Origin of the sequence: Natrinema sp. SYSU A 869, assembly GCF_019879105.1 — an archaeon.
Taxonomy (GTDB): domain Archaea; phylum Halobacteriota; class Halobacteria; order Halobacteriales; family Natrialbaceae; genus Natrinema.
Genome location: NZ_CP082249.1, coordinates 1141248 through 1155089 on the forward strand (window position 1 = coordinate 1141248; position 13842 = coordinate 1155089).

The 13842-nt window shown below is 62.6% G+C and carries 13 protein-coding genes and 1 pseudogene; 6 read left to right on the forward strand and 8 right to left on the reverse strand.

Translation table 11 applies throughout. The features are described from left to right. Positions 1-75: 75 nt before the first annotated feature. Both K6I40_RS13825 and K6I40_RS13830 read left to right on the forward strand, forming a co-directional pair. Positions 76-510 (forward strand): SRPBCC family protein, encoded by a 435-nt coding sequence (locus tag K6I40_RS13825; RefSeq protein ID WP_222919615.1) that lies wholly within the window; start codon positions 76-78, stop codon positions 508-510. 27 nt (positions 511-537) lie between these two features. Beyond that, a complete protein-coding gene (locus K6I40_RS13830) occupies positions 538-1392 on the forward strand; it encodes a carbon-nitrogen family hydrolase (RefSeq protein ID WP_222919616.1) in 855 nt (284 codons plus the stop codon). 441 nt (positions 1393-1833) lie between these two features. On the opposite strand, the gene glmU is transcribed toward K6I40_RS13830, so the two are convergent. Next, a complete protein-coding gene (glmU, locus tag K6I40_RS13835; RefSeq protein WP_222920369.1) occupies positions 1834-3024 on the reverse strand; it encodes a bifunctional sugar-1-phosphate nucleotidylyltransferase/acetyltransferase in 1191 nt (396 codons plus the stop codon). Positions 3025-3276: 252 nt separating this feature from the next. Continuing rightward, a complete protein-coding gene (locus K6I40_RS13840) occupies positions 3277-4857 on the reverse strand; it encodes an aldehyde dehydrogenase family protein (protein ID WP_222919623.1) in 1581 nt (526 codons plus the stop codon). A gap of 246 nt (positions 4858-5103) precedes the next feature. On the opposite strand from K6I40_RS13840, the gene K6I40_RS13845 reads away from it, so the two are divergent. Next, positions 5104-5277: a hypothetical protein gene (locus tag K6I40_RS13845; protein WP_222919625.1), complete on the forward strand. Its 174-nt coding sequence runs from the start codon at positions 5104-5106 to the stop codon at positions 5275-5277. 135 nt (positions 5278-5412) lie between these two features. Here K6I40_RS13845 and K6I40_RS13850 read toward each other — a convergent pair whose 3' ends face one another. The 3 genes from K6I40_RS13850 to K6I40_RS13860 form a co-directional block, all read right to left on the reverse strand. Continuing rightward, positions 5413-5889: a hypothetical protein gene (locus tag K6I40_RS13850; protein ID WP_255682042.1), complete on the reverse strand. Its 477-nt coding sequence runs from the start codon at positions 5887-5889 to the stop codon at positions 5413-5415. Beyond that, positions 5886-6716 (reverse strand): IS5 family transposase, encoded by an 831-nt coding sequence (locus K6I40_RS13855; RefSeq protein WP_222919627.1) that lies wholly within the window; start codon positions 6714-6716, stop codon positions 5886-5888. The genes K6I40_RS13850 and K6I40_RS13855 overlap by 4 nt, the downstream gene beginning before the upstream one ends. Positions 6717-6968: 252 nt before the next feature. Beyond that, on the reverse strand, positions 6969-7778 hold the full coding sequence (locus tag K6I40_RS13860; RefSeq protein WP_222919628.1) for an RIO1 family regulatory kinase/ATPase: 810 nt from the start codon (positions 7776-7778) through the stop codon (positions 6969-6971). Positions 7779-7932: 154 nt separating this feature from the next. On the opposite strand from K6I40_RS13860, the gene K6I40_RS28450 reads away from it, so the two are divergent. The 3 genes and pseudogenes from K6I40_RS28450 to K6I40_RS13870 all read left to right on the forward strand — a co-directional run bounded on the left by K6I40_RS28450 (position 7933) and on the right by K6I40_RS13870 (position 10438). Continuing rightward, the gene (locus K6I40_RS28450; RefSeq protein WP_255682043.1) at positions 7933-8487 is read left to right on the forward strand and encodes a hypothetical protein; all 555 of its coding nucleotides are present in this window, start codon (positions 7933-7935) and stop codon (positions 8485-8487) included. Next, positions 8397-9173 carry a hypothetical protein gene (locus K6I40_RS28455; protein ID WP_255682044.1) on the forward strand — a complete coding sequence of 259 codons (777 nt, stop codon included), beginning with the start codon at positions 8397-8399 and terminating at the stop codon, positions 9171-9173. The genes K6I40_RS28450 and K6I40_RS28455 overlap by 91 nt, the downstream gene beginning before the upstream one ends. A gap of 123 nt (positions 9174-9296) precedes the next feature. Then, a pseudogene (locus K6I40_RS13870) lies at positions 9297-10438 on the forward strand (acyl-CoA dehydrogenase family protein). Between the two features lie 113 nt (positions 10439-10551). On the opposite strand, the gene K6I40_RS13875 reads toward K6I40_RS13870, so the two are convergent. The 3 genes from K6I40_RS13875 to K6I40_RS13885 form a co-directional block, all read right to left on the reverse strand. Next, the gene (locus K6I40_RS13875; RefSeq protein ID WP_222919630.1) at positions 10552-11346 is read right to left on the reverse strand and encodes a DUF6517 family protein; all 795 of its coding nucleotides are present in this window, start codon (positions 11344-11346) and stop codon (positions 10552-10554) included. A gap of 119 nt (positions 11347-11465) precedes the next feature. Then, the gene (locus K6I40_RS13880; RefSeq protein ID WP_222919631.1) at positions 11466-12722 is read right to left on the reverse strand and encodes a Glu/Leu/Phe/Val dehydrogenase; all 1257 of its coding nucleotides are present in this window, start codon (positions 12720-12722) and stop codon (positions 11466-11468) included. 218 nt (positions 12723-12940) lie between these two features. Next, the gene (locus K6I40_RS13885) at positions 12941-13801 is read right to left on the reverse strand and encodes a CoA ester lyase (RefSeq protein WP_222919632.1); all 861 of its coding nucleotides are present in this window, start codon (positions 13799-13801) and stop codon (positions 12941-12943) included. Positions 13802-13842: the final 41 nt, after the last annotated feature.

Below are 13842 nucleotides of genomic sequence, written 5' to 3' on the forward strand. Positions count from 1 at the left end.
AGTACCGCTCGAATCGGCAGCGGTGACCGCACGCGGTCCACGGTCTTTTTATCCGACAATCGCACACGTACGGGCATGACTGTACAGGTCGACCGATCATTCGACGTGGCGGCGTCACCCGAGCGGGTCTGGGAGTTCATCGCCGATCCGGCAAACCGCGCTCGGGCGATTAGCGTCGTCCAAGAGTACTCCGTCGACGATTCGAACGGACGGCGAGTAACCTGGCAGGTGAAACTTCCCATCCCACTCGTGCGGAAAACCGTGACCGTAAACACCGAGGACGTCACGCGCAAACCGCCCGAGTACGTCAAGTTCGTCGGCAAATCCAAAGTAATGGAGGTCACCGGCGAACACGAAATCGTCGACACCGAGGACGGCACTCGCCTCGAGAACCACTTCGTCGTCGACGGCAAACTGCCGGGCGTCGAGAAGTTCTTCAAACGCAATCTCGACTCGGAACTCCAGAATCTCCAGCGCGACCTCGAGCGAGACCTGCAGACGACACAGTAACGATCGTGGGGCGGCCACAGTGGAACCATGACTGCCGAGACGGACGCCAACGCTTCCGACGCCGATAGCGGGGACTCCCTCACACTCGCGCTCGCACAGATTCACGTCGAGGCCGGCGAGGTCGAAGCGAACGTCGACCGAGCGCTCGAGGCGGTGTCGCGGGCCGCCGACCGCGGCGCAGACCTGGTTGCATTGCCGGAGCTGTTCAACGTAGGCTACTTCGCGTTCGACCTCTACGCGCGCAATGCGGAACCGTTCGCAGGCGAGACGTTCGGCCGACTCCGAGCGGCGGCGGCCGACCACGGGATCGCTGTCCTCGCGGGCAGTATCGTCGAGGACCTGTCGGCGACCGAGAGCATCGAAACTCCCGCCGACGAGGGGCTCGCGAACACGTCCGCGCTGTTCGACGCCGCCGGCGAACTGCAACTAGTCTACCGGAAACACCACCTCTTCGGCTACGAGTCCGCGGAATCCGATCTGCTCGTCCCCGGCGAGCATGTCGAGACGGCGACGGTCGGCGAGTTCACCGTCGGCGTGACGACCTGTTACGACCTGCGATTCCCCGAACTCTATCGCCGACTGGTCGACGACGGCGTCGAACTGGTACTCGTTCCCAGCGCGTGGCCCTACCCGCGCATCGAACACTGGGAGACCCTCTCGCGGGCCCGCGCGATCGAGAATCAGGCCTACGTGGCGACGATCAACGGCTCCGGCGAGTTCGACGACGCCACGCTGCTGGGTCGCTCGAGCGTCTACGACCCCTGGGGCGTCCCGCTGGCCTCGAGCGGCGACGAGCCGGCGCTTGTCACGACCGAGATCGACACGGAGGCGGTCGCGGACGTCCGGGAGGAGTTCCCGGCGCTGCGGGACCGACGGCTGTAACCGACGTGGGACCGCGATCCTCGCCGACCGCTGACTTTTTACTTCGGCATACCATTGGTACGGATGCCGGGACAGGCGCTTTTCACGTCCAACCGGCATTGCGCGTCGCTCCGGCCCGTCGCGCGCTCGGTTCCCGGGAACCGAGCAACCACGCCCGCGCCCGTCTCCTCGTCCCACCTTTCCGTTTTCAGTCCACCTCGAGAGATCCGTCTCGGAAGCGGGTTCAACCGACTGAATTCTGCTAGTAGCGCCCGCTAAGGAGAGAGTTCCGCTCGTGCTCCGCGGCCGACTCCGTACGGGCACCGGTGAGCGCGAGGAACACGTCGTCGAGTGTCTCCGATTCTCGTCCGAGCGGCCTGCACTGCGGTCCCCGGTCGTGACTGTCGTGATTTCATACGCGGACCCGGTGATTCGAGGACGAGTCCGCTAAGCCTGAGGCGGTTACCGATCCCGTTCGACGGTTTCACCGGACATCGTGGTCGCACCAGTCTCGAGTTTCAGCCCGGGCGTGAGACTCGTGTTAATGCCGGTCTTGACCCCGTCGCCGGCGACGACGCCGAACTTCCGCCGCCCCGTCGAGACGCGGTCACCCTTGACGGTGAACTCGATATCCGCGTCGTCATGTCGGAGGTTCGCTACGTTCGTCCCTGCCCCGACGTTCACGTCCCGGCCGAGGACGCTGTCGCCGACGTAGGAGAGATGGCTGACCGACGTCCCGCGCGAGACGACGCTGTTTTTGATTTCGACTGCGTGACCGATCTCCGCGTCCGGGCCGATCAGCGTCGCGCCGCGGACGTAGGCGTTTGGCCCGATTTCTGCTCCCTTGCGGATCAGAGCCGGTCCTCCGATCACCACGCCGGGTTCGACCGTCGCACCTGCCTCGACGACGACATCGCCCTCGAGGTGGGCGTCCTCGCTCACGTTGCCGTCGATCCGGCCCTCGAGTTCAGCGAGTTTCCACTCGTTTGCCGCGAGCAATTCCCAGGGTCGGCCGACATCCAGCCATCGCTCGAGGGTGACCGGCGTCATGTCGTACTCGTCGATCACCCGCGCGACGACGTCGGTAATTTCGTGTTCTCCGCGCTCGCTTGCGGGCACCGCGAGCCACTCGCGGGCCTCGGCCGGGAAGGCGTAGGCCCCAGCGTTGGCAAGGTTCGTCGGCGGTTCGTCGGGCTTCTCAACGATTTCGGTGACGCGGCCGTCGCTGCCGCGTTCGGTACTGAGAACGCCGTAGTTGCGCGGGTCGTCAACCTCGATCGCGCAGACGGCCGGACAGGAATCGAACAGCCGGTCGATCGCCGCCTGATCGTAGAGGTTGTCGCCATTCAGGACGGCGAAGGGGCCCTCGAGGTGGGCCCGGGCAGCGTCGACGGCGTCGGCGGTCCCGGCCTGTTTTTCCTGAACGGCATAGGAGACCGGGACGCCCCGATACTCGGGGCCGAAGTAGTCTCGGACCGTCTCGCCTTCGTAGCCGATTACGAGAATTATTTCGTCGGCTCCAGCGTCGATTGCCGCGTCGACAGTGTGGGCCGCGAGCGGTCGATCGGCGACCGGAAGCATTGGTTTCGGCACTGATTCCGACAGCGGTCGCATCCGCGTTCCCTGACCCGCCACGAGAACGACTGCTTTCATGTGTGCGGACGGTTCCATGACCTCTCGGATAAGCGATTCGCTACCTCGCAGGCAGATCCAGTACCGTCATTGATACGACGGCGTCGCCTCCCTCGGTAATACGTCAACCAGATACCGAGACAGTCGACCGGGAGTAGACACCGCTACCGGCAGCCGGACGGACTCGAGGGCCCCACGCATCGCCCGCTCGAGTCGTCGATTTCCGTCGCTGACCGCCGTCACTCCTCGAAGGCCGTCAGTCCTCAGAGGCTATCAATCCTCGGAGGTTTTGATATCGGCCGAGAGACCCTGTGCCATTTCGATATCCGTTGAGTTGTTCATCGTCCAGGCGGTGCGCTCGGTGACGGCTTCGATGGCTTCACGTGCGCTGGGATACCCGTTTCCGGACTTCTTGACGCCGCCGAAGGGCAACTGGACCTCCGCGCCGATACACGGCAGGTTCGCATACGCGAGGCCGATATCTGCGCGGTCACGGAAGTAGTTGAGCTGGCGGTAGTCCTCCGAAATGATCGCCCCCGCCAGCCCGTAGGGCGTGTCGTTGTGGATCTCGACCGCGTCCTCAACGTCACCCGAGTACTCGATCAGGGCGACGTGCGGGCCGAAACACTCCTCGTTCAGGCACCGCAGGTCGGGCTCGTAATCGATCTCGTAGACGAACGGCCCGACCCAGTGGCCCTCGGCGTGGCCGTCTGGAATCTCACTGTCCTCGAGTTCGAACCGATCGACCAACACGTTCGCACCCTCCTCGCGGGCGAGATCATTGTACTGGCGGATCTTTTCGACGTGGTCGGCCTCGATCGCGGGCCCCATGAACGTGTCTTCCTCGAGCGGGTCCCCGACGGCGATGTCTTCCACGATGTCGACGAACTGGGCTTTGAACTCGTCGTAGACGTCCTCGTGGACGATCAGGCGCTCGCTCGAGACGCAGCGCTGGCCCGTGGTCTTGAAGCTCGACATGACTGCCGAGTGGACGGCGATGTCCATGTCGGCCTCCTCGGTAACGACGATCCCATTCTTGCCGCCCATCTCACAGGCCGCGAGTTTGCCGGGCTCGCTGCCGACCTTGCCGGCAATCTCGTGGCCAACCTCAGCGGAGCCGGTAAAGAGGACGGTATCGACGCGGTCGTCGTCGGTGATGGCCGCACCGGCATCGCCGAAACCCTGGATCATATTGAAGACGCCATCGGGAATCCCGGCGTCGTCCATCATCTCGGCGATAATCTGGCCACACCATGGCGTCTGCTCGGCAGGCTTCCAGACGACGGTGTTGCCCTCGACGAGGGCGATGGCCATATGCCAGAACGGAATCGCGACCGGGAAGTTCCACGGCGTAATACAGCCGATGACGCCCCGCGGTTTCCGGCGCATGAACGAGTCCTTGCCCGCGACTTCGGAGGGGACAATATCGCCGTGGGGATGACGCGCGTTGCCCGCCGCCCACTCGACCATATGCCAGGCCTCGGTGACGTCGGCCTTCCCCTCCGAGATTTCCTTACCACACTCCTTTGAGACGATCTCCCCGAGTTCCTCGTGGCGGTCCCGTAGCTCGTGGTAGATGTCCCAGAGGTACTCCGCACGGTCGATATAGGACAGGTCGCGCCAGTCCTCGAAGGCATCGTTGGCGGCCTCGAGGGCCGCGTCGACATCGGTCGTAGTCCCGCGCTGGAACGTCGCCAGCGTCTCGCCGGTAGCGGGGTTTTCGCTCTCGAACGTCCGCTCGCTCCCATCGTCGTCGGACTGCGTCCGACTGCTCGCGGGACCCCGTCCTGTGCTGTCGATCCACTCGCCGCCGATGTAGTGGCCGTGTCCCTGTTCGGTGAGTTGCTGGCTCATACGAGAAGAAACGACGGGCGCAGTGAAAATCCTGATGGTGGTTCACATAGCACGGATCGACGACGGAACTCGAGATTCGAACCGCTCCCGTCGGCCGATCGGCGGTGCGATCGGTACCGGCTGATCACAGGGGGCGGGAACGCTGATGGACCGCGGGGACGGGAACGCCGACGAACGGGTCTGCCGGGCTCCGTCGCCCCGCTCCGAAATCGCGTTCGTTATCCGCTGGCGTCCCTGAAGACGTGTGTGACTCCCCCTGAACCTCGCTCCGACGAGGGTCGAACGCTGACGAGTCGCGGGTACCGGATCACCGTCGACGACGGCCGCGACTCGTTTTTTGCGATCTGTCTCGAAGAGCCGGACAGCGAGACAGCCTGGATCATGTCGGACACCGTCCGAACGCTGGACGACATGCGATAGGCCGTCAGCCCAGGTTTGATTCCCCGACCCGGAGGTCGGAGAGCCGTCTGCCGAGTATACGTTACTGCCGTTACTCGTCGAACCGATCCGAACACTGCCGGCAGCGTCGACTGGTCCGCTCCGTCCCGACGCCGATCATCGATCCTCCTCCTCGCCGCGCTCCTCGGTGACGGTCCGCTCTCCCTCCGGTGGGGCATCCTCCATATCGGGATGGCGCTCGTCGCCCGCTTCCGTCATCCCCTCAGTCGAGGGCTCGAGGCCCTCGCCCGTCCGCCCCTCCTCGCTCGACGCCGGTTCGTCGGGCGACCCCGGCTGTGGCCCCATAGTCCGCTGCTCGTCGCTGTCGTCTCGCTGCTCGGTGCTCTCGTCGCGCTGAATAACGGGATCAGTCCCCGCATCGGCTTGCTCGTTCGGCGACGATCGATCATCCTCGAGCCGGATCGCGGTCCCGGTGACCTCGCTCACGGCGCTCGCGTCCATCGGGACGATATTCTCCTCGCTCTCCCACTCGAGGATCGCCCGGATCGTGCTCCTCGCGTCGTCGTTCACGTCAACGTACGCCGTCTCCGTCTCAGTGGCTCTGTTGAATCGCTGTAAGGCGGTGGATTTCACTGTTTGACGGCACGTTTGATGTTGTAGACGACACACATCAGAGAAATTTCACGGAATTCTCGATACCAGCTACGCGCTCGCACGGCGTAGCCGAGCGAGCGCTTGACGGCTGAGTTGACGGTTTCGGCCATTGACCGCTGAGCGTACCGATCTTCATCAATGCGGGCGTTGTGTGCGTGATCGTACGGAGCGAAGATCCGGTGTTTGATCAGCGGGCGAATGTCGAGCTCACGGAGTCGTTCGCGGAGTTGTTGCTTGTCATAGCCCTTATCAGCGGCTAGAGACCGCAGATCGCCCGCGTTTCGGCGGGCGATCTGCTTACAGAGATCTGCATCGCTGCCTTCTAACGTCGTCGAGCAGTGAAGATCAAGCACAGCTTGCGTTGCTGTATCGACGAGTTTGGTTACTTTGAGCGTCTGAACGCAATAATTCGTTCGTTGACAGTAGTGACGGCTTGCACGATCTCGTTCATAGAACGTAGCGTCGATCGCAGCGTGCTCAGAGAGGTCGTGTAGCTGCGCCGACTGGCACAGCAACACTCGACAAACGCTCATCTCGATCCGATCAAACGCCTTACACAGCGTAGATGGTGCGGGGAGATCGGCCGTATCAAGGCCGATCTCCCCTGTTATTTGCGGCATCTCCTTCAGCAGATCAATCGTCATTCGATAGGACGTATCGAGGTAAATCCGCAGACAATGCAGGGAAACGAGGGCATAGTCGGCGAATCCGCCGCCACCTTTCGGGGCGGCGGATTCGTCTCCATCGCCAGTAACGTTTTGAGCAATCGGCACAACTACCCCAATGAAGCGGGAGATTTGGGTCATGGACAACTGAAATCTCCCGCTTCAAGACCTTCGGTTTAGCGAACCATTCCGACGCCGTCTAGTGATTCAACACAGCCGTCTCAGTTATTTTGACGGTGCCCAAGACGTCGCCGCCCGCGGTTTCGACCCGCTTGCCGACGTCGTCGTCGGTGAACGTTGCGCACATACGTCGGCATAGCGTCACTCCGGGAAAACCCGTGGTGCCTGCACTGGCCGGTCAGTCGACGACTGTCCACCGCCGTCGATGCCGGGTTACTCCCCGCCCAGATCGGCCGCCTTCTCGAGTTCGCTGCGTAAGGTCGTCGAGTCGAACTCGTGGTCGGGTCGGAGCCGGACGAAGTCGAGGAACTCCCGCGCGGCGAGCAGATGCGAGGGTTCGTAGGCGGTCGCGGCCGCGTCGACGGCCTTACGCGGCCCGATGCGGGGCTCGAGGACGGCCAGCGCACAGGCCAGATCGTAGGCCGTCGTCTCGTCGACGCGGTCGTCGTGGACGCTGGTCGCGTCGATGAAGTAGAACTCGCCGTCACAAAGTAGGATGTTCTCGGCCCGCAGGTCGCCGTGGGCGAGACCGTGTTCGTGCAGCGTCGCGAGCATCGCGAACAGTTCCGGTGCACGCTGAGCGACCATATCATCGGAGACATCGTCAAGCGACCGGAAATCTGGAAGGTACTCGAGGACGAGGACGCCGAGTCCGTTCACTTCGAAGGCGTCGATCGGTTGGGGCGCGTTGATGCCAATCTCCTGCATCCGTTCGGTCGCCGCGTACTCGTGTTCGACCATTTCGCGGGGCGTGTCGAACCGATCGAAAAAACCCTCACTGCCCGAGGAGAACGCGCCGACATTTCGACCGGTCGTCAACACCGCATGAACCAGCGCGTTCTGTCGGGAGACGATCTTGACGAACCACTCGTCGTCGATCACACACGGCGTCGAGAGCCAGTTGTCGGCCTCGAGGAACTCGACGCGGACCTCCTCGCGATCGTAGCGATCCGCCAGCGTGCGGACGACACGCTCGATGCGGCTCCACTCGATCGATCCTCGTGCGAGCCGGCGGATGTCCATACAGAACCTGTCGACGGTTAGGGTTAAATGCCCCTCGAAGTGTTACCAGGAGAACGTATTCGTTGCTGGTCAGTCCGGTCCGCAACCGTATCGTACCGGATCAGTTCGTCAGAACAGCATTATTATCACTGATACGATGCTATCATCGAATAATATGGACGCAATCGACGATCTCGGAGATGCGATCGATGTCACCCGGAACCGGCTGACACCGGTTCGGACGGGGACTTGGCTCAGGCTCGCGCTCATCGTCTTCTTCGTGAGTTCCCTCGGACTGAGCGGGCCGATGATTCCGAGCGGGGACACCGGCATGGTCACCGACGATCCGACGGTCGAGGAGCAACGGCCACAAGAACTCGAGGGGATAGCTACCGATGAGCTGGTGTTCTGGGCGCTCGTCGTCGTCGCGATCGTCTTAGTACTCTGGCTGCTCTATGAGTTTATCGCCGCGGTCATGGAGTTCGTCTTCCTCGAGTCGCTTCGGTCGTCCGAGGTCCATGTGAGACGGTACTTCGCTGGGAACTTCGGGAAGGGCTGTGGTTGTTCCTGTTTCGACTCGGTCTCCGAGTGCTGTTTGCGGTTCTCGGGATCGTCCCGGCTGCGGCCCTCCTGCTCTCGATGGAGTCGGGCATCAACGGGATCTTGGCGGGCCTGTTCTTGCTCTACCTCCTCTATGCGCTCGTCCTGGTGGTGTTCTATTCCGTCGTGATGCGATTTACCACCGAGTTCGTTACGCCGACCATGCTACTGACGGATCGCGGCGTCCTCGACGGCTGGAGCCGGTTCTGGCCGACGATGAAAGCGAACTGGAGCGACTACGGCGTCTATCTCCTGTTGGTCTGGATCCTCCAGTTCGTCGTCGGCATCGCCGCCTCGTTCGTTATCGGCTTCGCTGGTGTGCTACTGGCGATCCCGTTCGGTATCGTCATCTTCCTGCTGGTGGTCGCGTTTGATACGGTAGGACTCCTTCTGGCGGTTCTGCTTGCCATCGTCGGATTCGTTCTCTTTCTGGTCCTGGCGTCGCTGCTCTATGTCCCGATTGCGACCTACTTCCGCTACTACGCGTTGTTGCTCCTCGGCGACACCGACGCCGATCTCGATCTCATCCCCGATCGACGCGGAGCGGTCCGCGGCGGCGGACCGGTCGACGGTAGCGATCACGGTGACGGACCGGTCAACGGCGGCGATCGTGGCGACGGAGACGGCCCCTCTGGATTCGGGGCCGCCGAGTCCGATTCGGATCGCTCGAGCAACCGGAACGACACGGGTGGCTGGAACGATACGAGCGACTGGGGCGATACGGGTAGGCAGGACGATGAGGCGGATGACACCGAGTATCGAGACGAGCGAGATCGACCGGGCGACCGCGACGAAGACGACGATTACGGCTGGTGATAGGGCAGAGACGGTGCCTCGAGTACTTGGAGCCGAGACCTCGAGTACTGTGGAGTCGGTGCCTCCAGTTCGGTTCGTGGCCCTCGCCGGTGCGCTTATTTCGGACGCTAGCAAGTATCACGTATGGAGTTCGACCTGCCCGACGAACACCGGATGATCCGGGAGACCGTCAGGGACTTCTGCGAGCGGGAGATCGAGCCGATCGCCCAGGAGATTGAGGACGAGCATCGGTTCCCCGCGGAGATCTTCGAGCAACTCGCCGATCTCGATATGATGGGTGTGCCTATCGACGACGCATACGGCGGACTCGGCGGCGATACACTCATGTACGCACTGGTTGCCGAGGAACTCGGCCGCGTCTCCGGTGCGATCGGGCTCTCCTACGTTGCCCACACGTCGCTCGCGTCGAAGCCCATCGAACTGTTCGGCTCCAACGCCCAGAAAGAGCGGTGGCTGCGCCCGCTCGCTGAAGGCGAGTCCCTCGGCGGCTGGGCGCTGACCGAACCCGGAAGCGGGTCCGACGCGTCCGATATGGACACCACCGCAGTGAAAGACGGTGACATGTGGGAGCTCAATGGCACCAAGCAGTTCATCACGAACGCCTCCGAAGCGGGCTCGATCCTCGTGAAAGCGGTTACAGAGCCTGATGCGGGCTACGACGGCATCTCGACGTTCATCGTCGACCCGCACGAGGATGACGGCTTCGAGGTGACGACCGTCTGGGACAAGATGGGACTCAACGCATCGCCGACCTGCGAGATTTTACTCGAGAACGTGCGCCTCCCCGAGGATCGCCTGCTCGGCGCGGAAGGCGACGGCTGGAAGCAGACGAAGAAGACCCTCGACGGCGGCCGCATCTCGATCGCTGCGCTCTCGACGGGGCTCGCACAGGGAGCCTACGAGCACGCCAAGGAGTACAGTACGGAACGCGAGCAGTTCGGACAGCCGATCTCCGAGTTCGACGCGATCCGGGACACGATCGTCGATATGCACCGGAAGACCGAGCGAGCGCGACTCCTCACCCGCAAGGCCGCCCGAAAATACGATCAGGGGATCCGGTGACCAAGGCGTCTGCGCTAGCGAAACTCGACGCCAGCGAGGCCGCCCGCGAGGTCGCCGAGGACGCCGTTCAGGTGCTCGGCGGCTACGGCTACACGACCGATTTCGCTCCGCAACGGTTCTACCGTGACGCGAAACTCATGGAGATCGGCGAGGGAACCAGCGAAATTCAACACCTGGTCATCGGCCGGGAACTCGGGCTCTGAGCGGACCGCGAGCGATTGCTCGAGCCACGAATTGTGACGTGATCCGAATCCGCTCCACTACAATCGACATCAGCCGAGAATATCATCGATATCAGCCAGGAATGCCGTCGATATTACCCGAGAATGCCGTCGTCGCTCTCATTACCGTCGGTTTCGTTGTCGCCGCCACTCCCGTCGTCACTTTGGGTGTCGTTGCTTCCGTCCGTGTTCTCGGAGTCGTCGGTGCCCTCGTTCCCGTCGTCGGACCCGCCGTCTCCGCTCGAGGCCCCCTCGTCTACATCGGTGGTCACCGCTTCGGTGAGCGCTGAGACGTTCGGTTTCTCCTGGCGCTCGACGTACTCGGGATAGACGCCGATAGTCACGAGCAGGTCCTCGTCGGCCTCGACAGCCTCGGTGATGGAGATGTTGACGGGGACGTCCTCGCCGTCGAACTCTGCGTCAGCGGTGAACTGCGATTGGGTCGTCGACTGCTCGAGGATCGTGATATCGGAATCCTCGTCGTGGGAAATGTTGTCAATCCCGTCATAGTTGCTCCTGACGAGATCCATGAGTTCCTGCGTCGACATCTCCTCGACGGGGTTGAGTTCCTTGCCGAAGATGCTCACCTGCGGCGTTGTCAACACATTGAAGATGGCACCGCGGCGGCTACCGAGCAGCCCCATGTCGACCGACTTCTCGTGTTTGGTCATGTGATTGGTGACCGTGACGGTCTCGTTCGTCGGCCCGACGTCCCGCTCGACAGGGAGCGATTCGATGACGGTCTGTTCGTAGCCCGTTTCCTCGCGAACGCCGGTCTCAACGCCGGCGGGTGACGATTCGTGTTCGGCCATCCCAATCAATCCCAGACAGCCCGACAGACCGGCGAGGCCGGTGGCCCCGAGTCCAGCGATGACGGTTCGTCGATTCATTTCCTATAAATGGCGATTCAGTTGGTAAGTGTTTGTTGAAACGGAGACTGTCTGTCAACCCGAAAAGAGGTCAAAATACGGCCGATTCCAGACGTTCGAGACGGCGACGCGCTTCGGGGTCAGGGCCAACTGCCGGCTTCCTCGAAGGCGTTGGCGACGCGCTGAATTGCGACGACATAAGCGGCTGTTCGTGGATTCTCGAGGTCGTGTTCCTCGTAGGTCTCGACCAGCGCATCGAACGCGTCGACGATGATCGTCTCGAGTTCCTTGTTGACGCGCTCCTCGGACCAGTAGAAGCGCTGACGGTTCTGGACCCACTCGAAGTAGGAGACGGTGACGCCGCCCGCGTTCGCGAGGATGTCCGGGATGACGAAGACGTCCTTCTCCTCGAGTACCTCGTCGGCTGCAGGGGTCAGCGGCCCGTTCGCGGCTTCCGAGATGACGTCGGCCGTAACGTCCTCGGCGAGGTCGGCGTCGATCGCGTTCTCGAGTGCCGCGGGAATCAGCAGGTCGACGTCGAGGGTGAGGACGTCGTCGTTGGTGATCTCCTCCTCGCTTTCCTCGTAGCCGACGACGCTGCCGGTTTCGTTCTTGTGGTCTTTCGCTGCGACCGGATCGAACCCGTCGGAGTTGTAGATGCCCCCTGAGGAGTCGCTGGCGGCGACGACGGTTGCGCCCATCTCGTCGATCAGTTTCGCGGCGATCCAGCCGGCGTTTCCGTAGCCCTGTACGGCGACGGTCGCGCCCTCGAGATCCTTGTCGAGGTAGTCGAAGGCCTCGCGGGCGGCGAGGACGGTCGAGCGGCCAGTCGCCTCGACGCGGCCCTCACTGCCGCCGGAGTCGAGTGCTTTGCCCGTGATGACGCCCGGCTCGGTCGTGTTCTCGAGGCTCTCGTAGGTGTCTTTGATCCAATTCATCTCCCGCTGGCCCGTGTTCACGTCGGGCGCGGGAACGTCCCGGTCCTCGCCGATCAGGGGTCGCAGCTCTTTCGCGAACGAGCGAGTGAGTCGCTCGAGTTCCGCTTCGGAGTAGTCGTCCGGATCGAGCGCGATGCCGCCCTTGCCACCGCCGAGGGGGATGTCGACGATCGCGGTCTTGTAGGTCATCCAGCCGGACAGTGCCTTGACCTCGTCGCGGGAGACCTGCGGGTGGTAGCGAATGCCGCCCTTGTAGGGGCCGCGGTCGCCGTTGAACTGCGAGCGGAAGGCCGTAAAGCGCTCGAGGTCCCCGTCGTCGCGTTCGATCGTGAGATTGGTCTCGAGGACTCGCTCCGGGTGTTTGAGCCGCTCGATCACGTCGCCGTCAACGTCGAGGTAGTTTGCAGCCTCATCGATCTGCGATTGGAGGCTTTCGAACGGGTTGGCTTCGTCGGACATTGAGCGTAAGTTCCGAGGAAACAAAATAAACGTGGCGAATGCCCCTCATAGGGCATAAGTTACAATATAAGGTATTCGGATATATTTATATATTGTATAGTTGTCACGTCTTCCGGTGGGTTGACGATCGCGGCTGCCGGCAGGTTAACGATCGCTACTGACACAGTCATCCACGCGACCGATCGACAAAACGGAACGTATCTGGTCGGTGTGCCGCGTTAGGACCACGCGTCAACGGCCACGGCACGTAAACGGATTCGCTCGGCACGAGCGACCAGGGGCGCGTCAATCATCTCGCCGTCAACCGCGAAGACGCCTCGGCCCTCGGCATCGGCCTCGTCTCTGGCGTCGAGCACACGTCTAGCCCACTCAATCTGCTCGTCCGACGGGGAGAACGCCTCATTGATCGGGCCGACCTGCGCAGGGTGGATCGCTAACTTCCCGTCATAGCCGAGTTGAATCGCGAACCCGACGTCTTCGCGAAGGGCGTCTTCGTCCTCGAAATCAGACACGATGGTATCGATCGCCGTGCAGTCGTTGGCCGCGGCCGCGAGCACGACGCGTTCCCGGGCATAGAGCACTTCAGTTCCCGCTGCCGTCCGCGTCGCACCGATGTCCGCCGAGAGATCTTCCGCGCCGAAGACCAGCGCATCGGTCGCGGACACGGCCGCGATTTCGGCTGCCGCGAGGATTCCGGCGGCGCTCTCGAGCAGCGCAAAGACGGGCACCACCGTCTCATACGTTTCGAGTTCGTCGACGAGCGCGTGAATATCGTCGGCCGAGCTGACCTTCGGAAGCATGACACTATCAAGCCGGAGTTCCGTACCGTCTCTCAGCAGGGCCTCGAGGTCGTCCCCGAGCGTCGATTCCGACGCATTGACCCGAACGCAGACCTCGCAGTCGGGACCGAAATCGGGGTCGGACAGCACGTCGCGAACGGCGTCGCGGGCTTCGGTTTTGCGCTGGGGAGCGACGGCGTCCTCGAGGTCGAAGACGATTACGTCCGCTCCCGAACCGGGCGCTTTCCGGCACATCTCGGGGCGGTCACCGGGAGTGAACAGCACGCTTCTACGGACCATGCTGTTCTCTCGAACAGCCAGGGGGAAAGTCGTCAGTGTGG

Coding starts and splice junctions, on each gene's coding strand:
- K6I40_RS13825 (WP_222919615.1), top strand. CDS start 76: ATGACTGTACAGGTCGACCGATCATTCGACGTGGCGGCGTCACCCGAG.
- K6I40_RS13830 (WP_222919616.1), top strand. CDS start 538: ATGACTGCCGAGACGGACGCCAACGCTTCCGACGCCGATAGCGGGGAC.
- glmU (WP_222920369.1), bottom strand. CDS start 3,024: ATGAAAGCAGTCGTTCTCGTGGCGGGTCAGGGAACGCGGATGCGACCG.
- K6I40_RS13840 (WP_222919623.1), bottom strand. CDS start 4,857: ATGAGCCAGCAACTCACCGAACAGGGACACGGCCACTACATCGGCGGC.
- K6I40_RS13855 (WP_222919627.1), bottom strand. CDS start 6,716: ATGACCCAAATCTCCCGCTTCATTGGGGTAGTTGTGCCGATTGCTCAA.
- K6I40_RS13860 (WP_222919628.1), bottom strand. CDS start 7,778: ATGGACATCCGCCGGCTCGCACGAGGATCGATCGAGTGGAGCCGCATC.
- K6I40_RS28450 (WP_255682043.1), top strand. CDS start 7,933: ATGGACGCAATCGACGATCTCGGAGATGCGATCGATGTCACCCGGAAC.
- K6I40_RS28455 (WP_255682044.1), top strand. CDS start 8,397: ATGGAGTCGGGCATCAACGGGATCTTGGCGGGCCTGTTCTTGCTCTAC.
- K6I40_RS13875 (WP_222919630.1), bottom strand. CDS start 11,346: ATGAATCGACGAACCGTCATCGCTGGACTCGGGGCCACCGGCCTCGCC.
- K6I40_RS13880 (WP_222919631.1), bottom strand. CDS start 12,722: ATGTCCGACGAAGCCAACCCGTTCGAAAGCCTCCAATCGCAGATCGAT.
- K6I40_RS13885 (WP_222919632.1), bottom strand. CDS start 13,801: ATGGTCCGTAGAAGCGTGCTGTTCACTCCCGGTGACCGCCCCGAGATG.